The sequence below is a fragment of the Pseudomonas sp. TH43 genome (assembly GCF_016650635.1).
GTDB lineage: Bacteria > Pseudomonadota > Gammaproteobacteria > Pseudomonadales > Pseudomonadaceae > Aquipseudomonas.
Genome location: NZ_JAEKFI010000003.1, coordinates 1,434,330 through 1,452,058, shown reverse-complemented (window position 1 = coordinate 1,452,058; position 17,729 = coordinate 1,434,330). Strand labels below are relative to the sequence as shown.

General features: G+C 60.2%; 20 protein-coding genes. 13 read left to right on the top strand and 7 right to left on the bottom strand.

Annotation, left to right across the window (positions count from 1 at the left end):
- Window positions 1–113: 113 nt before the first annotated feature.
- From JFT81_RS16210 to JFT81_RS16200, 3 genes are read left to right on the top strand one after another with little or no spacing between them, the layout of a single operon-like run.
- On the top strand, window positions 114–689 hold the full coding sequence (locus JFT81_RS16210) for a YfiR family protein (protein ID WP_201228074.1): 576 nt from the start codon (window positions 114–116) through the stop codon (window positions 687–689).
- Window positions 686–1,954, top strand: a complete 1,269-nt coding sequence (locus tag JFT81_RS16205) for a diguanylate cyclase (protein ID WP_201228073.1) — start codon at window positions 686–688, stop codon at window positions 1,952–1,954. Before JFT81_RS16210 ends, JFT81_RS16205 begins: the two co-directional genes overlap by 4 nt.
- A 5-nt stretch (window positions 1,955–1,959) precedes the next feature.
- Window positions 1,960–2,454 (top strand): OmpA family protein, encoded by a 495-nt coding sequence (locus JFT81_RS16200; RefSeq protein WP_201228072.1) that lies wholly within the window; start codon window positions 1,960–1,962, stop codon window positions 2,452–2,454.
- Here the strand turns inward: JFT81_RS16200 and JFT81_RS16195 are convergent.
- Window positions 2,451–3,398 (bottom strand): LysR family transcriptional regulator, encoded by a 948-nt coding sequence (locus JFT81_RS16195; RefSeq protein WP_201228071.1) that lies wholly within the window; start codon window positions 3,396–3,398, stop codon window positions 2,451–2,453. The two genes, JFT81_RS16200 and JFT81_RS16195, sit on opposite strands and share 4 nt — an antisense overlap.
- 149 nt (window positions 3,399–3,547) lie before the next feature.
- Here JFT81_RS16195 and JFT81_RS16190 point away from each other — a divergent pair, with 149 nt between their 5' ends.
- Window positions 3,548–5,074, top strand: a complete 1,527-nt coding sequence (locus JFT81_RS16190) for a CoA-acylating methylmalonate-semialdehyde dehydrogenase (RefSeq protein WP_201228070.1) — start codon at window positions 3,548–3,550, stop codon at window positions 5,072–5,074.
- A gap of 10 nt (window positions 5,075–5,084) precedes the next feature.
- Window positions 5,085–5,972, top strand: a complete 888-nt coding sequence (mmsB, locus tag JFT81_RS16185) for a 3-hydroxyisobutyrate dehydrogenase (protein WP_201228069.1) — start codon at window positions 5,085–5,087, stop codon at window positions 5,970–5,972.
- A 267-nt stretch (window positions 5,973–6,239) separates the two neighbouring features.
- On the opposite strand, the gene JFT81_RS16180 is transcribed toward mmsB, so the two are convergent.
- From JFT81_RS16180 to JFT81_RS16165, 4 genes are all read right to left on the bottom strand, one after another.
- Entirely contained in the window at window positions 6,240–6,590 is a 351-nt protein-coding gene (locus JFT81_RS16180; RefSeq protein ID WP_201228068.1) for a cupin domain-containing protein, read from the bottom strand.
- 109 nt (window positions 6,591–6,699) lie between these two features.
- Window positions 6,700–7,071 (bottom strand): MerR family transcriptional regulator, encoded by a 372-nt coding sequence (locus tag JFT81_RS16175; protein ID WP_201200369.1) that lies wholly within the window; start codon window positions 7,069–7,071, stop codon window positions 6,700–6,702.
- A gap of 46 nt (window positions 7,072–7,117) precedes the next feature.
- The gene (locus JFT81_RS16170) at window positions 7,118–7,693 is read right to left on the bottom strand and encodes an NAD(P)H-dependent oxidoreductase (protein ID WP_201228067.1); all 576 of its coding nucleotides are present in this window, start codon (window positions 7,691–7,693) and stop codon (window positions 7,118–7,120) included.
- 44 nt (window positions 7,694–7,737) lie between these two features.
- Window positions 7,738–8,619: a LysR substrate-binding domain-containing protein gene (locus JFT81_RS16165; RefSeq protein ID WP_201228066.1), complete on the bottom strand. Its 882-nt coding sequence runs from the start codon at window positions 8,617–8,619 to the stop codon at window positions 7,738–7,740.
- Between the two features lie 214 nt (window positions 8,620–8,833).
- Here JFT81_RS16165 and JFT81_RS16160 point away from each other — a divergent pair, with 214 nt between their 5' ends.
- A complete protein-coding gene (locus JFT81_RS16160) occupies window positions 8,834–9,598 on the top strand; it encodes a sulfite exporter TauE/SafE family protein (RefSeq protein ID WP_201228065.1) in 765 nt (254 codons plus the stop codon).
- Here the strand turns inward: JFT81_RS16160 and JFT81_RS16155 are convergent.
- Entirely contained in the window at window positions 9,588–9,902 is a 315-nt protein-coding gene (locus tag JFT81_RS16155) for a putative quinol monooxygenase (RefSeq protein ID WP_201228064.1), read from the bottom strand. The genes JFT81_RS16160 and JFT81_RS16155 overlap by 11 nt on opposite strands.
- A 184-nt stretch (window positions 9,903–10,086) precedes the next feature.
- Here JFT81_RS16155 and JFT81_RS16150 point away from each other — a divergent pair, with 184 nt between their 5' ends.
- From JFT81_RS16150 to JFT81_RS16140, 3 genes are all read left to right on the top strand, one after another.
- Window positions 10,087–10,677 carry an NAD(P)H-dependent oxidoreductase gene (locus JFT81_RS16150; protein WP_103303263.1) on the top strand — a complete coding sequence of 197 codons (591 nt, stop codon included), beginning with the start codon at window positions 10,087–10,089 and terminating at the stop codon, window positions 10,675–10,677.
- A 192-nt stretch (window positions 10,678–10,869) separates the two neighbouring features.
- Window positions 10,870–11,781, top strand: a complete 912-nt coding sequence (locus tag JFT81_RS16145) for a LysR family transcriptional regulator (RefSeq protein WP_201228063.1) — start codon at window positions 10,870–10,872, stop codon at window positions 11,779–11,781.
- Between the two features lie 103 nt (window positions 11,782–11,884).
- Window positions 11,885–12,778: an NAD-dependent epimerase/dehydratase family protein gene (locus JFT81_RS16140; protein ID WP_201228062.1), complete on the top strand. Its 894-nt coding sequence runs from the start codon at window positions 11,885–11,887 to the stop codon at window positions 12,776–12,778.
- 198 nt (window positions 12,779–12,976) lie between these two features.
- Here JFT81_RS16140 and JFT81_RS16135 read toward each other — a convergent pair whose 3' ends face one another.
- Window positions 12,977–13,138, bottom strand: a complete 162-nt coding sequence (locus JFT81_RS16135; protein ID WP_201228061.1) for a hypothetical protein — start codon at window positions 13,136–13,138, stop codon at window positions 12,977–12,979.
- 378 nt (window positions 13,139–13,516) lie between these two features.
- Here JFT81_RS16135 and JFT81_RS16130 point away from each other — a divergent pair, with 378 nt between their 5' ends.
- The 4 genes from JFT81_RS16130 (at window position 13,517) to JFT81_RS16115 (ending at window position 17,721) form a co-directional block, all read left to right on the top strand.
- Complete coding sequence (locus JFT81_RS16130) at window positions 13,517–14,866, top strand: GntP family permease (protein ID WP_201228060.1); 1,350 nt, start codon at window positions 13,517–13,519, stop codon at window positions 14,864–14,866.
- Between the two features lie 15 nt (window positions 14,867–14,881).
- Window positions 14,882–15,742 (top strand): MurR/RpiR family transcriptional regulator, encoded by an 861-nt coding sequence (locus tag JFT81_RS16125; protein ID WP_201228059.1) that lies wholly within the window; start codon window positions 14,882–14,884, stop codon window positions 15,740–15,742.
- A gap of 1 nt (window position 15,743) precedes the next feature.
- The gene (locus JFT81_RS16120; RefSeq protein ID WP_201228058.1) at window positions 15,744–17,201 is read left to right on the top strand and encodes a D-aminoacylase; all 1,458 of its coding nucleotides are present in this window, start codon (window positions 15,744–15,746) and stop codon (window positions 17,199–17,201) included.
- A 151-nt stretch (window positions 17,202–17,352) separates the two neighbouring features.
- On the top strand, window positions 17,353–17,721 hold the full coding sequence (locus tag JFT81_RS16115; RefSeq protein ID WP_201228057.1) for a glyoxalase superfamily protein: 369 nt from the start codon (window positions 17,353–17,355) through the stop codon (window positions 17,719–17,721).
- The last annotated feature ends 8 nt before the right edge of the window (window positions 17,722–17,729 follow it).

The following is a 17,729-nucleotide window of genomic DNA, read 5'->3' as shown; positions in this document are numbered from 1 at the left end:
GCGTGATCGGCGGCGATTACTGACTAACCGGTCAGTGCTCGCTGCCTCGCTGGCATTTCGCCGCTGTGCTATCGTTGCGGCATCATTTCGGTACGATCCAAGAGAATCCCTGCATGAAGGTGTCTGTCTGGTCGACAGCGCGCGTAGTTGGCTGCAAGCACGCGTGGCTGGTCGGTCTGCTCTGGCTGCTGACGGGCATGGCCGTCGCGCAGCCACAAGCGCCGACAGGCATGGCTGAGCAGCGCGCTCAATCTGTCACGCAAGTCGTACTTGGCATCCTCAGTTACGCCCGTTGGCCGGTCGAGCCCGCGCAATTGCGCCTGTGCATCGTCGGGCCCACCGAATATACCGACGACCTCGTCAAAGGCACCACTCAGGCGACTGGCCGGCCGGTTGTCGTGCGTCGATTGCTGGCCGACAATCCGGCCATCGCCAATGAATGCGACGCGGTGTATATCGGCAAACTCACGTCGGAGGAGCGCAGTCGGCTCTTTGCGTCCCTGATTGGCCATCCGGTGTTGAGCATCAGCGAGGGTGGCGATCAGTGCACGGTCGGCAGCCTGTTCTGCCTGCGTGTCGGCGATGAACAGGTGTCCTTCGAGGTCAATCTCGACTCCGTAGCCCGCAGCGGCGTGCGCATTCACCCAAGCGTGCTGCAACTGTCGCGTCGGAAACCGGCGGCGCCATGAGACTTTTCAGATCGAATATCCGCCCGACACTGGGCTCGGTTCTGGGTCGTGGGCACTTGACGGTGGCGCTGCTGGCGGTGGCCATGGCCAGTGTTTCGCTGACACTGCTTGGCGTGTTGGCGCTGCGGGTTTATGCCGATCACAACCTGCACCTGATTGCCCGCTCGATCAGCTACACCGTGGAAGCGGCAGTGGTGTTCAACGACAAGACGGCCGCTACGGAAGCGCTGGAGCTGATCGCGTCCACCGAAGAAGTAGCCGATGCGCAGGTGCTCGATGCGCGGGGCCAGTTGCTCGCGCGTTGGCAACGACCAGAGAACGGGCTGTTCTCCGGGCTGGAAACGCTCATCACCCGCGCCCTTCTGGAAAAGCCCATCAGCCTGCCGATCGTTCATCAGGACCGTGAAATCGGTCGCGTCTTGCTCATAGGTCACGGCGGCAGCCTGATGCGTTTTCTGCTCAGTGGTCTGGCCGGGATCATTCTCTGTACTGCCATCAGCGCTTGCCTGGCGATCTATCTGGCACGTCGGCAACTGCGCGAAATCATCGGCCCGCTGCGCAGTCTTGCTAGCGTGGCCCACGCCGCGCGCAGCGAACGCGCGTTGGACCGACGCGTACCGCCAGCGCAAATCGCCGAACTGGACAATCTCGGCAACGACTTCAATGCCTTGCTCGATGAGCTCGAGTCCTGGCAGAGCCATCTGCAGAGCGAAAACGAGACACTTGCCCACCAGGCCAGTCACGACAGCCTCACTGGCCTGCCGAACCGCGCCTTTTTCGAGGGCCGCCTGATTCGCGCCTTGCGCAGTGGCGGCAAGCTCAACGAACGAGTCGCCGTGCTGTTTCTCGACAGTGACCGCTTTAAAGGCATCAACGACAACTTTGGCCATGCCGCCGGCGATGCCGTGTTGGTGGCTATTGCCAATCGCATCCGCGCGCAATTGCGTGAGGAAGACCTGGTGGCGCGACTGGGCGGTGACGAGTTTGCCGTGCTGCTGACGCCGCTGCACAAGATCGAAGATGCCGAGCGTATTGCCGACAAGATCCTCGCCAGCATGGATACGCCTATCGCGCTGCCGGGTGGGACCAGTGTCGTGACCTCGCTCAGTATCGGCATCGCGGTTTTCCCCGATCATGGCGCGACCCCCGGTGCGCTGCTCAATGCCGCCGATGCGGCGATGTATCAGGCCAAGCGTCTGTCGCGTGGCGCCCAATTCACGGCTGGGGCGGAGCACCCGGTCGATCCCGTTCAAACCAGGAGCTGATTACCGTGTTCACACTGCCCATTCGTTTGTTTTCCGCGCTGCTGTTGCTGGCTGCACTGACCCTGACCGGTTGCCAGACCGCCCCGCCCAAAGGCCTGACTCCGGCGCAAATTGCCGTGCTCAAACAGCAAGGCTTTGAGCTGACTGAAGAAGGCTGGGAGTTTGGCCTGTCGGGCAAAGTGCTGTTTGGCAGCGACGTGGAAAGCCTGAACGCGCAAAGCACCGAGATTGTCGAGCGCATCGGCAAGGCCCTGCTCGGTGTTGGTATCGAGCGCGTGCGAGTCGACGGCCATACCGATGCGTCGGGCAAAGAAACCTACAACCAACAACTGTCGCTGCGCCGCGCCAAAAGCGTCGCCAACGTGCTCGGCACGGTCGGCATGAAGCCGGAAAATATCCAGTTGCAAGGTCTCGGCAGCAGCGAGCCGGTGGCCCCGAACACCACGGCGGCGGGCCGCACGGAAAACCGTCGGGTGGCGATTGTGGTCAGCGCCGGTTAATCGGCGAACTGCATCTCACGGCTTTCACCCATCAACAGCGCCTGATTGCGCTCGGTCACCTCGCGGATGTAATCCCACAACAGGGTAATCCGCTTGAGCTTCCTCAGATCCTCGCGGCAGTACATCCAGAACTGCCGGGTGATGTTGATTTCTTCCGGCAGTACCGGCAGCAGGCGTGGGTCCTGCGCGGCCAGGAAGCACGGCAGAATCGCCAGTGAACGTCCTTGCTGCGCGGCCACAAATTGCGCGATCACGCTGGTGCTGCGCAGGTTCGCGTGGGCGCCGGGCAGCACGTTCGCCAGGTACAGCAGCTCCGAACTGAACGCCAGATCGTCCACATAACTGATGAATTGATGCTTGCTCAAGTCGCCCGGGCGGCGGATCGGTGGGTGTTGGTCGAGGTAGTCCTGGGTCGCGTAGAGCTGCAAGCGGTAGTCGCAGAGTTTGCAGCAGACGTACGGCCCATGCTCAGGACGCTCCAAGGCGATGACAATATCGGCTTCGCGCTTGGACAGGCTGATGAAGTGCGGCAGCGGCAGGATGTCCACCGAAATCGCCGGGTAGGCATCAACGAAGTGGCTCAATTGCGGGGTGATGAAAAAACTGCCGAAACCTTCGGTGCAGCCCATGCGCACATGCCCGGACAGCGCCACGCCGGAGCCGGAAACCTGCTCGCAGGCCATGTGCAAGGTGCTTTCGATCGACTCGGCATAACCGAGCAAACGCTGGCCTTCGGTGGTCAGCACAAAACCGCTGGTGCGCGACTTCTCGAACAGCAACGTGCCTAACGCCGCTTCCAGCGAACTGATCCGACGCGACACCGTGGTGTAGTCGACAGCCAGCCGTTTGGCGGCGGTGCTGGCCTTGCGGGTACGGGCGACTTCGAGGAAAAACTTGAGGTCGTCCCAGTTCAGCGAACCTAAAGAGGTGATGTTTTTTTGCATGATGGACGGGCTTATATGTGCGTTCTTATTAGAAGTTTGCACATCTATACTCCAAAAACAGTCCGACAACCAATTCGTGACACACGCCTCATCTCAAGGCGAACCCTTCGCCTTGGCTCCTACGATAAAAACAAGTTTTGGAGACCAGCATGAACGCATCGCTTACGCCCAACGAAACCACGGTCCAGAAGGTCAAGCTGCTGATCAACGGTGAATGGGTCGAATCGCAGACCACCGAATGGCACGACATCGTCAATCCGGCGACCCAAGAAGTGCTGGCCAAGGTGCCGTTCGCCACTGCCACTGAAGTGGATGCCGCCATCAGTGCCGCTCACCGCGCCTTCCAGACCTGGAAACTGACCCCGATTGGCGCCCGCATGCGCATCATGCTCAAGCTGCAAGCGCTGATCCGCGAACACTCCAAACGCATCGCCGTGGTGCTTAGCGCCGAGCAGGGCAAAACCATTGCCGACGCCGAGGGGGATATTTTCCGTGGCCTGGAAGTGGTCGAACATGCCTGCTCCATCGGCACCCTGCAAATGGGTGAATTCGCCGAAAACGTTGCCGGCGGCGTCGACACTTACACCTTGCGCCAGCCAATCGGTGTGTGCGCCGGCATCACGCCGTTCAACTTCCCGGCAATGATTCCGCTGTGGATGTTCCCGATGGCTATCGCGTGCGGCAACACCTTCGTCTTGAAACCTTCAGAACAGGATCCGCTGTCGACCATGTTGTTGGTGGAGTTGGCCATCGAGGCCGGCGTTCCGGCTGGCGTGCTCAACGTGGTGCATGGCGGTAAAGATGTGGTCGATGGTCTGTGCACGCACAAGGACATCAAAGCGGTGTCCTTCGTCGGTTCGACGGCGGTCGGCACTCACGTTTATGACTTGGCCGGCAAGCACGGCAAACGCGTGCAATCGATGATGGGCGCGAAGAACCACGCCGTGGTGCTGGCGGACGCCAATCGCGAACAAGCGCTGAATGCGCTGGTCGGCGCCGGTTTCGGTGCGGCCGGGCAACGTTGCATGGCCACCTCGGTGGTGGTGCTGGTGGGCGCTGCGAAACAATGGTTGCCGGATCTGAAAGCGCTGGCGCAGAAACTTACGGTCAATGCCGGTAGCGAGCCGGGCACCGATGTCGGGCCGGTGATCTCGAAGAAAGCCAAGGCACGGATTCTCGACCTGATCGAAAGCGGTATCAAGGAGGGCGCCAAGCTCGAACTGGATGGCCGCGACATCAAGGTGCCGGGCTACGAGCAAGGCAACTTTGTCGGCCCGACCCTGTTCTCGGGCGTGACCACCGACATGCAGATTTACACCCAGGAAATCTTCGGCCCGGTGCTGGTGGTGCTGGAAGTCGACACCCTCGATCAGGCGATTGCGCTGGTCAACGCCAACCCGTTCGGCAACGGCACGGGTCTGTTCACCCAGAGCGGCGCAGCGGCGCGTAAATTCCAGACTGAAATCGACGTCGGCCAGGTCGGCATCAATATTCCGATTCCAGTGCCGGTGCCATTCTTCAGCTTCACCGGTTCGCGAGGTTCGAAACTCGGCGACCTCGGCCCGTACGGCAAGCAAGTGGTGCAGTTCTACACACAGACCAAAACGGTCACGGCGCGCTGGTTCGATGACGACAGCGTCAACGACGGCGTGAACACCACCATCAACCTGCGCTGAGGAACGGGCCATGAAAATCGCATTTATCGGTCTGGGCAACATGGGCGCGCCGATGGCGCGTAACCTGATCAAGGCGGGCCATTCGCTGAACCTGGTTGATCTGAACAAAACCGTTTTGGCGGAGTTGGAGCAGCAGGGCGGCACGATTCGTTCATCGGCCCGTGAAGCGGCCGAAGACGCCGAACTGGTGATCACCATGCTCCCGGCCGCCGTGCACGTGCGCAGCGTATGGCTGGGTGAGGACGGCGTGCTCGCCGGCATCGGCAAAGGCGTGCCGGCAGTGGATTGCAGCACCATCGATCCACAGACGGCTCGCGATGTGGCTGCCGCGGCTGCGAAACAAGGTGTGACCGTGGCCGATGCGCCGGTTTCGGGCGGCACCGGCGGCGCGACCGCTGGGACCCTGACATTTATGGTCGGCGCCACCCCGCAACTGTTCGCCACCCTGCAACCGGTGCTGGCGCAGATGGGCCGCAACATCGTGCATTGCGGTGAGGTCGGCACCGGGCAGATTGCCAAGATCTGCAACAACTTGCTGCTGGCGATTTCCATGGTCGGCGTCAGTGAAGCGATGGCCTTGGGCGATGCGCTGGGCATCGACACGTCGGTGTTGGCTGGCATCATCAACAGCTCGACCGGGCGTTGCTGGAGTTCGGAAATGTACAACCCGTGGCCGGGCATCGTCGAAACGGCGCCGGCCTCGCGCGGTTATACCGGCGGGTTTGGGGCTGAGTTGATGCTCAAGGATCTCGGGCTGGCGACGGAAGCGGCGCGTCAGGCGCATCAACCGGTGGTGCTCGGCGCGGTGGCGCAGCAGTTGTATCAGGCGATGAGCCAGCGCGGTGAAGGCGGTAAAGACTTCTCGGCGATCATCAACAGCTACCGCAAGCCGCAGTAACTTTTCAAAGTCTCTGGTGAAAGAGCTTTTTGTGGCGAGGGGATTTATCCCCGCTCGGCTGCGCAGCAGTCGCAAAACCTGAGCCCGCGTTTTGACTGACAAAATGCAGGGGGCCGCTTCGCAGCCAATCGGGGATAAATCCCCTCGCCACAGGTTCTCTATTCCCACAGATATCTCTGGGGTGTGGATATCTCTGGGATGTACTGAAATAAATTGCAGTAGGTGTTGCCGGGAAATCACGTCGGGTGATCTCCCGGCTTTTTTGCATCAGGCAAACACGAAATATTTGCGCACCGTCTCAACCACTTCCCACGTGCCTTTCATCCCCGGTTCAACCACGAAAATATCGCCGGCGCGCAGGTGAATCGGCTCCATGCCGTCCGGGGTGATCACGCAGTAGCCTTCCTGGAAATGGCAGTACTCCCACTTCACATATTCCACGCGCCACTTGCCCGGTGTGCAGATCCAGGTGCCCATGATCTTGCTGCCGTCTTCGCTGGTGTAGGCGTTGAGGTTGACGGTGTGCGGGTCGCCCTCGAGTTTTTCCCATTTGCAGGCATCGAGTACCGGCAGCGGGTGGGTGTCGCGCAGAACAGTGATAGGGGCGGTCGCGGTCATGGGGGACTCCGGGCAGTGGACTTGAGGAATGAAGTCGCACCCTATAGCGCCCGGGCGCTGCTCAGTTGTCTGTGCTCGACATCGAAGTGCTCAGAAGCGCGCACACCGCTTAGAGGTTTTTCAGCGGGCAACTGACTCTGGCGTGCTCAAGGGTTGCCTCGAACCCTTCCAGTTGCGCGTATTGCCGGGTGAGCTCGGCCATGCTGTCGTTGATTTCGCGTTTCTTCGCTTCGATGGCCTGTCGCGCCAGCGCCCAAGGCATCGCCTCACCGTGGTGATCAGCGAAGATCGCCTGCAACTCCTTGAGCCGAAAACCCATGTCTTTGGCGCATTTGATGAAGATCAGCAGTTCGACACTTTGTTGATCGTAGAGGCGGTAGTTGCCATGGCGGCGAGGTTTGGGCAGCAGGCCGATCGTCTCGTAGTGACGGATACTTTTGATGGTGGTGCCGGAGCGTTGCGCAGCTTGGCCGATGTACATAAACGTCCTTTTTAATGTGAGACCGCGCGGCGCATTATCGGCAGACTCAACGACCGGCGATAGCCTGCGCCTGCTGCAACCAGGTTTGTCGTTGCTGATCGGTTGAGTCGAGCACCGGGCCGAAGGTGAGGGTGCGCAGTGGTTTTATCCCACAGAACTCGAGGGTGGTCTTGCGCACTTCATGCAAGCCGGGCATGCGATAGATCCAGCGGTAATACCAGAGCGGTGTGTCCATCGTCACCAGCAAATGGGCGGTGCGACCCTTCAGCAGTTTGTCCGGATAGGCTTTGCCTTTGCGGTATTTGAAGGCGAATCCCGGCAGCAGCACCCGATCAAAAAAACCTTTGAGCAGCGCCGGAATACCGCCCCACCAGATCGGGTAAACCAGCGTCAGATGTTCGGCCCAGAGGATGTCGGACTGAGCCGCGCTCAAGTCATCTTCCAGCGCCTGGACCTGTTGATAACCTGCACGCAGCACCGGATCGAAATCCAGCGCTCCGAGTCGCAACTGCCGCAACTCATGCCCGGCCTCAAGCGCCGATTGGGCGTAACCCTCGGCAAGCGCGGCGCAGAAACTGCTCGCCGAAGGATGGCCGAGAATCAACAGAATGCGTTTGCCCATGGTCAATGTCCCTGCTGGAAAAAGCCAAGGATGAAGTCTGCCCCTTAGGGGAGAGTCAAGGCGTGCAACAACGCTTTGGCGTACCCCGGCAATGCGCTGAAATCTCTGGCACAGAGCATCAGGGTACGGCGGGCCCAGGGTTCATCAAGGGCAATGCTTTTGAAGGTGCGAGACGCCGCGCGCTCGACAGCGGCCAGTGGCACGATGGCAAGCCCCGCGCCACGGCCGACCATGCGTATCACGCCGTCGAAGCCATCCGCGCGTATGCGCACCTGCATTCGCGAGCCGCTGTGCAGGGCCTGTTCTTCGAGATAGATGGCCAAGGCACTGTCGGCGCTCAGTCCTACAAAGTCGTGGCGCAAGGCGTCACTGAAACTGACCTCGGCGGCGTCAGACAATGGGTGGTCGAGCGGCAGAATCAGCACCAGTGGATCGTCGCGGAACGCTTGCGTCTGTAAGTCGCTGGTGTCGACCGCGTCGGACACAATCCCCAGATCCGCCGCACCCTGGCGCAACGCGTGAGTGATGCGTGCGCTGGGCAGCTCTTGCAGGTCGATGTCGAGATTGCGGTGGCTGCGCAAGAAGTCCGCGAGCACTTCCGGCAGGTATTCGGTGATCGCGGTGGTGTTGCACAGCAGACGCACCTGACCTTTGACGCCTTGGGCGTAGTCGGCCAGATCCTGCTGCATGCGTTCGGCCTGTTGCAAGAGGATGCGCGCGTGTTGCGCCAAGGCTTTGCCGGCGGGAGTCGGCGTGATGCCACGCCGGCCGCGCTGCAGAAACTCGGTGCCCAATGACGCTTCCATCGCGCGGATTCTGGCGCTGGCGGCGGCAAGTGAGAGATGGCTGCGGGCGGCGCCGGCGGTGATGTTGCCGGTGTCGAGAATGTGCAGATAGAGGCGCAGGTCTGTGAGGTCGAAGTGCATGATGATGGCCTCTGATTTGGTAGTGACTGGACTGGCCCTTTCGCGAGCAGGCTCGCTCCCACAGGTTTGTGCTCGCCACAGATCCAATGTGGGAGCGAGCCTGCTCGCGAAGGGGCCTGAGGTCTCAAAGAAAATTTCAGCCTCTTGTTATGAAAGAGGCAGCCTCAGTATATGGCAGATTTTCAACCAGGTCCCTCAGGCGCACAGTAGCGTCATGAACACACTCGCTGATTTCTACCAAAACCTCGGCCTGGCCCTGTCACTGCTGGTCATCGCTACCTTCGTCATGGCCGGTCTGGTCAAAGGCGTGATTGGTCTTGGCCTGCCCACGGTCGCCATGGGTCTGCTCGGTCTGGCTATGGCGCCGTCGCAGGCAGCGGCGCTGTTGATTATCCCGGCAACGCTGACCAATCTCTGGCAACTGGCATTCGGCGGGCATTTGAAAGAGCTGATCCAGCGCCTGTGGCCCATGCTGCTGATGATCTTCCTCGGCACCGGTATCGGCACTGTGTGGATCGGCATGGCGGGCGGACATTGGGTGGTGCGTGGGTTGGGCGCGGCGCTGTTGCTGTATGCGTTGAGCGGGTTATTCCTGCCGACGCTGCACGTTAAACCTCGCCATGAATCCTGGCTCGGCCCGGTCTGTGGCGTGATCACCGGCCTCATCACTTCTGCCACCGGCGTCTTCGTGATTCCAGCGGTGCCGTATCTGCAAGCGCTGGGCTTGAACCGTGATGAACTGGTGCAGGCGCTGGGCCTGTCCTTCACTGTTTCGACGCTGGCACTGGCCGGCGGCTTGCTTTGGCGCGGTGCGCTCGGTGGCGGCGAATTAAGCGCCTCGCTGCTGGCGCTGATTCCGGCGGTGGTCGGGATGTTGCTCGGCCAATGGCTGCGTCAAAGGATCAGCGCGGTGCTGTTCAAACGGGTGTTCTTCATCGGAATGGGCGCGCTCGGCGCCCACCTGCTGATCAGCGGTTAGCCGACGACTCGCTGAGCATGTCGATCCGGCGGATATCAAAATCACGCTCCAGAAACTCCATGCGCTGCTCGAAAAATTGCTTCATGTGCGGCAGGTTCGAGTGCACGTCCAGATGCGCCTGGCTTTCCCAGATCTCGTAGAAGATGAACAGCGACGGATCTTCCTGGTCGCGCAGCATGTGGTACTCGATGCAGCCCGGTTCGGCGCGGCTCGGTTCGACATAGGCGCGGAACAGTGTCTCGAAAGCCTCGGCTTTTTCCGGGCGGGTCTTGGCGTGCAGGATGAAACCGTGGCGTTCACTCATCGATAAAACTCCTCAAGTTCAGATGGCGGCCAATCCTACGGCAACAATCTGCACTCGATTCGTGCGTTTTGCTCAAATGTATTTTGCGCAGCCACGGCTTATTCCGCGCGAGGCGGATGGTTAATCTGCCGCCATTCCATTTTCCCTTCTTCACCCAGCCCGATGGCTGCGCCGAGGCTTTGTCATGAAAAAAGTTTTGTTGCTCAACGGCGGTAAAAAATTCGCCCACTCCGACGGTCGCTACAACACCACCCTGCACGAAGCGGCACTGAGCGTGCTGGATCGCGGCGGTGTCGACGTCAAAACCACGTTCATCGACGAGGGCTACGACGTCGCCGAAGAAGTGGCGAAATTCCTCTGGGCCGACGTGATCATTTATCAAATGCCGGGCTGGTGGATGGGCGCGCCGTGGACCGTGAAAAAGTACCTCGACGAAGTTTTCACCGAAGGACACGGCAGCCTCTACGCCAGCGATGGTCGTACCCGTTCCGACGCGTCGCAGAAGTACGGCAGCGGCGGGTTGATTCAGGGCAAGCAATACATGCTGTCGCTGACCTGGAACGCACCGCAGCAAGCGTTTGATGACCCGACTGATTTCTTCGAAGCCAAAGGCGTGGACGCGGTGTACTTCCCGTTCCACAAGGCCAACGAATTTTTGGGCATGACTGCTTTGCCGACGTTCCTCTGTGTGGATGTGATGAAGCGTCCGAACATCGAGAACGATGTGGCGCGGTATGAACAGCATCTGAAAGAGGTGTTCGCCCTCAAGGCCTGAAATGATTACCTCTTGGTGAGCGAATTTATTTGTGGCGAGGGGATTTATCCCCGCTGGGTCGCGCAGCGGCCCCCTCTTGATCCTGAAAAAGAAAGGGCACTGCTGCGCAGCCCATCGGGGATAAATCCCCTCGCCACAAAGGTGTTCTCTCTCCACAATGGATTTGTGCCGACGATCAATTAAGGGACACCCGTGAAAGCCAGATCCGATGAGTTGCAGATTTTCGTCTGCGTGATCGAATGCGGTTCAATCTCCGCCGCCGCCGAGCAGGTCGGGCAGACCCCTTCGGCCGTAAGTCGCACGCTGTCGAAGCTGGAAGCCAAGCTCGACACCACATTGATCAACCGCACCACGCGGCGCATGGACCTGACTGAAGAGGGCAAGTATTTCTTCGAGCAGGCCAAGCTGATTCTCGACCAGATGGATCAACTCGAAGAACGCCTGTCCTCCCGCCAGCAAACCCCGTCCGGACGCCTGCGGATCAACGCTGCCTCGCCGTTCATGCTCCATGCCGTCGTCCCCTATATCGACGAGTTCCGCCGTCTCTACCCGGACATCCAGCTCGAACTCAACAGCAATGACCTGATCATTGACCTGCTGGAACAAAGCACCGACATCGCCATCCGCATCGGCACCCTCGCCGATTCGACGCTGCACGCCCGTTCACTCGGTAGCAGTCCGCTGCTGATCGTCGCCAGCCCCGCGTATCTGCAGAAACACGGTGCGCCGTTGCAAGCGGCCGACTTGAGCGACCACACCTTGCTCGGCTTCACCCAGAACGAAGGTCTCAACCAGTGGCCGCTGCGTTACGTGCACGGTGATCGCTGGCCGATCAACCCGGCCATCAGCGCCTCCAGCGGCGAGACCGTGCGCCACCTGGCGCTGGAAGGTCAGGGCATCGCCTGCCTGTCGCACTTCATGACCATCGATGACATCCGCGCCGGACGTTTGAAGGTGCTGCTGGGCGAATTCAACAGCGGTTATCGCCAGCCGATCAACGCGGTGTACTACCGTAACTCGCAACTGGCGCTGCGCATTCAGTGCTTCCTCGACTTTATCCAGAGCAAACTCGCGGCCTACGCCAGCGTTGATTTCAAGGGCTGATTCGTGACCTGTACGCAAGAGTGAATTGGGCGAGGGCGGGTGTTTCCCTGAGGGACATCGGTCGATACTCGCCCCATCACTTATTCACGCAGGGAGTTTCTCCATGAACGTATTCGTCACCGGCGCTGCCGGTTTTATCGGCGGCTCTATTGCTACCGGTCTGGTTCAGGCCGGCCATAACGTCAGCGGTCTGGTGCGCAGCGCCGAACAGGCTGATGAGCTGAAAGCACTCGGCATCACCCCGGTGATCGGCACCCTCGACGACCAAGCGCTGCTCGCCGAACAGGCGCGCGCCGCCGATGCCGTGATCAACGCTGCCAGCAGCGACCACCGCGGTGCGGTCGAGGCCTTGCTCGACGCCTTGCGCGGTTCCAACAAGGTATTCCTGCACACCAGCGGTTCGAGCATCGTCGGTGATGCGTCGGGCGGTAAATCCAGCGACGTCATCTACTACGAAGACAATCTACCGGAACCGACCGTCGACAAGGCTGCGCGTGTGGCGATCGATAACCTGATCCTCGCGGCGGCGAAGGATGGCGTGAACTCCGCCGTCATCTGCAACACCTTGATCTACGGCCACAGCCTGGGCGTCAATCGCGACAGCGTGCAGTTGCCACGTCTGCTCAAACAGGCGCGCAAAAGCGGCGTCGTGCGCCATGTCGGCACGGGTCAGAACATCTGGTCCAACGTGCACATCGAAGACGTCGTTGCCTTGTATCTGCTGGCGCTGACCAAGAACGTACCAGGTACTTTCTACTTCGTCGAAAGCGGCGAAGCGTCGTTCGTCGACATGACCACCGCCATGGCCCAAGCGCTGAACCTCGGCGAACCGCAAGACTGGCCACTGAAAGACGCCGAAGCCGAATGGGGCTACGAAATGGCCAACTATGGCCTCGGTTCCAACAGCCGCGTGCGCGGCAAACATGCGCGTGAACTGCTGGGCTGGGCGCCGAAACGCACGTCGGTGGTTGAATGGATTCGTAACGAAATGGTGTGATCGGTGTTTAAGCCCTGTAGGGCTTGGCGATCAACCCTCAAAACGGCTGCCCTCGGGCGGCCGTTTGTATTTCAGGCTTTGCTCTCGTGTCAGATCGGTCTTATGGCTTATTTTTCTGCGATTCACCAAGGTCTGAATTGCAACTACGAACCGATGGAGTATTGGCTACGACAAGCCTTGTGGGCTTGAACGGCGACGTTACCTGGCCAGAGAGAGGTGCAGGAACTTGCTGTTTTTGACTTTGAGTTTGCGTTCAATTGCTTCAACACTCTGCCCCGTCTCGATGGCTGTAGAGCTGGCGATTGCACGTATCAGGTTTTCGGCAGTCAGTTTTTTTCTGGTGCGGCGCGTGCTGGTCATGGGCGGGTGCCCGATAGAGACGCGTCAGGCGAGTCTAGCGCTTGCCTCAATTTTCAAAACATCCCCAAACCAGTCTGAACGAATACGATCAAAACTGTGGGAGCGAGCCTGCTCGCGAAAGCGGTGCTTCAGTCGATAGAAATGTTGAATGCGAGACCGTCTTCGCGAGCAGGCTCGCTCCCACATTGGTTTCTCACCAGCCAGGAAACTTATGTAAATCCCGCCCCTCGATTTTCATTAATCGCGACACGACATATCCATTTGCGACACGCCTTACCTCTCCACGAAAATTACTTTCATGCGGTTTGAAAACTCGATCTCGAAATGATTTATGAGTTTCACAACCCATTCGAACGTGACCCTTTCGAGGAGTACCGCATGACGCCTTCTTTCGGCTATTGGCTGCTGGTGTATGCCGCCGTCGCCATCATCGCGCTGATCGTATTGATCGCCCGTTACCGGCTCAATCCGTTCATCGTCATCACCCTGATTTCCATTGGTCTGGCGCTGGTGGCCGGGATGCCGCCGTCGGGCGTGGTGGGCGCGTATGAGGCCGGCGTGGGCAAGACGCTGGGGCATATTGCGCTGGTGGTGGCGCTGGGGACGATGCTCGGCAAGATTATGGCCGAGTCCGGTGGCGCCGAGCAGATGGCGCGCACCTTGATCGATAAGTTTGGCGAGAAGAACGCGCACTGGGCGATGGTCTGCATTGCGTTTCTGGTCGGGCTGCCGTTGTTCTTCGAAGTCGGTTTTGTCTTGCTGGTGCCGATTGCCTTCACCGTGGCGCGGCGCGTCGGTGTGTCGATCCTGATGGTCGGTTTGCCGATGGTCGCCGGCCTCTCGGTGGTGCATGCGCTGGTGCCGCCGCACCCGGCGGCGATGCTCGCGGTGCAGGCGTATCAGGCGTCGGTCGGGCAGACCCTGTTGTATGCGATTGCGATCGGCATTCCGACGGCGATCATCGCCGGCCCGCTCTACGCCAAATTCATCGTGCCGCGCATTCAGTTGCCGGCAGATAACCCGCTGGAAAAACAATTTCTCGACCGCGAACCGCGCGACAAGCTGCCGGGTTTCGGCATCACCATGGCGACCATTCTGCTGCCAGTGGTGCTGATGCTGATCGGCGGATGGGCCAACCTGATTTCCACGCCGGGCAGCGGTTTCAATCAGTTCCTGTTGTTCATCGGCAACTCGGTGATCGCCCTGTTGCTGGCAACGTTGCTGAGTTTCTGGACGCTGGGCATCGCCCAGGGTTTCAACCGCGAATCGATCCTCAAATTCACCAACGAATGTCTGGCACCGACCGCCAGCATCACCCTGCTGGTCGGGGCTGGCGGCGGTCTGAACCGGATTCTGGTGGATGCCGGCGTGACCGATGAGATCGTCGGCCTCGCCCACGAGTTTCACCTGTCGCCGCTGATCATGGGCTGGTTGTTCGCGGCGTTGATGCGCATCGCCACAGGCTCCGCCACCGTGGCCATGACCACCGCGTCCGGCGTGGTCGCGCCGGTGGCCATTGGTCTGGGATATCCACACCCTGAGCTGTTGGTGCTGGCGACCGGTGCTGGCTCGGTTATCTTTTCCCACGTCAACGACGGCGGCTTCTGGTTGATCAAGGAATACTTCAACATGACGGTCGCGCAGACGTTCAAGACCTGGACCGTGCTTGAGACGTTGATCTCGCTGGTCGCTTTCGGTCTGACCGTCGGCCTTTCTTATCTGTTGTAACCGGAGCCCGCCGCCATGGACATCCTCTACCAGATCCGCGCCCGCCAGGATTCCTTCAGCGCCGGCGAGGGCCGTATTGCTCGGCTGATGCTCGACGACGTTGGTTTTGCCGCCTCCGCCAGCCTCGAAGATCTGGCGCAACGCGCCGAGGTCAGCACCGCCACGCTGTCGCGATTTGCCCGCAGCGTCGGTTGCCGTGACCTGCGTGATCTACGCCTGCAACTGGCTCAGGCCAGCGGCGTCGGCAGCCGTTTTCTCGACCCGGCGGGCACGCCTGAACAGTCGGCGTTCTACGGGCAGATCGTCGGCGATATCGAAACCACGCTGCGCCAGCATCTCGCTGGATTCGACGAATCGCGCTTCGCCGATGCGGTGAGATTACTTGGCCAGGCACGGATGATTCACGCCTTCGGCATGGGCGGTTGCTCGACCTTGTGCAGCGACGAATTGCAGGTACGGCTGGTGCGCCTCGGCTACCCGATTGCGGTGTGTCATGACGCGGTGATGATGCGCGTCACCGCCGCCAGCCTGAACGCCGAGCAAGTGCTCATCGTCTGCTCGCTGACCGGCATCACCCCGGAATTGCTGGAGACCGTCGAACTGGCGCGCAACTACGGCGCACGCATTCTGGCGATCACCCGCGCCGACTCGCCGCTGGCCGAACTGGCCGACATCGTCCTGCCGCTGCAAGGCGCGGAAACCTCGTTCATCTACAAACCGACGGCGGCGCGCTACGGCATGCTGCTCGCCATCGACGTGCTCGCCACCGAGCTGGCGCTGGCCAATCCTGAAGACAATCAAGAGCGTCTGCGGCGGATCAAACTCGCCCTCGACGAATACCGTGGCGGCGACGATCACCTGCCGCTGGGAGACTGAAATGCAGTACGACACGCTGATTCGCAATGTCCTGATCATCGACGGCAGCAACACGCCCGGTTACCACGCCGACGTGGCAATTCGTGATGGTCGCATCGAGCGCATCGGTGACTTGCACGACGCCAGCGCTGCCGAGGAAATCGACGCCGCCGACCGCGTGCTGGCGCCGGGTTTCATCGACGTGCACACCCACGACGACACGGTGGTCATCCGTCATCCTGAAATGCTGCCCAAGCTCAGCCAAGGCGTGACCACGGTGATCGTCGGCAACTGCGGGATCAGTGCGTCTCCGGTCAGTCTGAAAGGCAATCCACCGGACCCGATGAACCTGCTCGGCACGGCGGCGGCATTCGTCTATCCACGCTTCAGCGATTACCGCGCAGCGGTCGAGGCGGCCAACACCACGTTGAATGTGGCGGCGCTGGTCGGCCACACAGCGCTGCGCAGCAATCACCTTGATGACTTGTTCCGCACGGCCACGCCTGAGGAAATCGCCGCAATGCGCGGGCAATTGCGTGAAAGCCTTGAGGCTGGCGCGCTCGGCTTATCCACAGGCCTGGCGTACGCCAGCGCCTATAACGCCTCTACCGATGAAGTGATGCAACTCACCGAAGAATTGACGGCATTCGGCGCGGTTTACACCACTCATTTGCGCAGTGAATTCGCCCCGGTGCTGGAGGCGATGGATGAGGCCTTTCAGATTGGTCGTCACGCGAAATCACCGGTGATCATTTCCCACCTCAAATGTGCTGGCGTCGGTAATTGGGGGCGTAGTCCGCAGCTGCTCGCATCGCTGGAGGAAGCGGCAAAAACCCACCCGGTCGGTTGCGATTGCTATCCGTACGCGGCGAGTTCTTCGACGCTGGATCTGAAGCAAGTCACCGATGCGCATCGCATCACCATCACCTGGTCGACGCCGCACCCGGAAGTCAGTGGTCGCGATTTGATCGACATCGCCGCCGAATGGAACGTGCCGTTGATCGACGCGGCCAAACGCCTGCAACCGGCGGGTGCGGTGTACTACGGAATGGACGAGGCGGACGTACGAAGAATCCTCGCGCATCCGTTGTCGATGGTGGGCTCTGACGGACTGCCGGAAGACCCATTCCCGCATCCGCGTTTGTGGGGCGCTTTCCCACGGGTGTTGGGGCACTTCAGTCGGGATGTCGGGCTGTTCCCGCTGCACACGGCGGTACACAAGATGACCGGGTTGTCGGCGTCGCGATTTGGTTTGAAGGAACGAGGCGAAATTCGAGAAGGGTATTGGGCGGACCTGGTGTTGTTCGATCCGCTGACCGTGCGCGATGTAGCGGATTTCAATGATCCGCAGCGAGCAGCGCAGGGCATTGACGGCGTGTGGATCAACGGTGTTTTGAGTTACCGCGACGGCCAGCCAAATGGCAAAAGGGAAGGACGCTTTCTGGCAAGGGAAGGTGATCTACGCAAAGGTTTCAATTGATCACGGAACCCCTGTAGGAGCTGCCGAAGGCTGCGATCTTTTGATCCATGTCTCATGGTGGCACATTGCAATTAAAGAAAGTCCGCAACAAGCCGAAGTGCTGACATCCAGCCCAGCTACACTGTCGGGCCAACCAGTCAGGGAGCACCCCATGAGCTTCGGCAAAACCACCCCGATCCTGCGGATTTTCGATGAAGCCAAAGCCGTAGAGTTCTACGTCGACTTCCTCGGCTTCAAGATCGACTGGCAGCACCGCTTTGAGGCGAACTTCCCGTTGTATCTGCAAGTGTCCCGTGGCGAGTGCGTGCTGCACTTGTCCGAGCACCATGGCGATGCGAGCCCGGGGTCGGCATTGCGCATCGAGACCGATGAACTGGAGGCTTTCCAGCAGCAACTGATCGGCAAGGACTACAAGTTCTCGCACCCACAAATCCAGGCCATGCCGTGGGGCAGCCAAGACATGACCATCGCCGACCCGTTCGGTAATCGCCTGGTGTTCACCAACGCGATCAGCCTGTAATCAAAAAC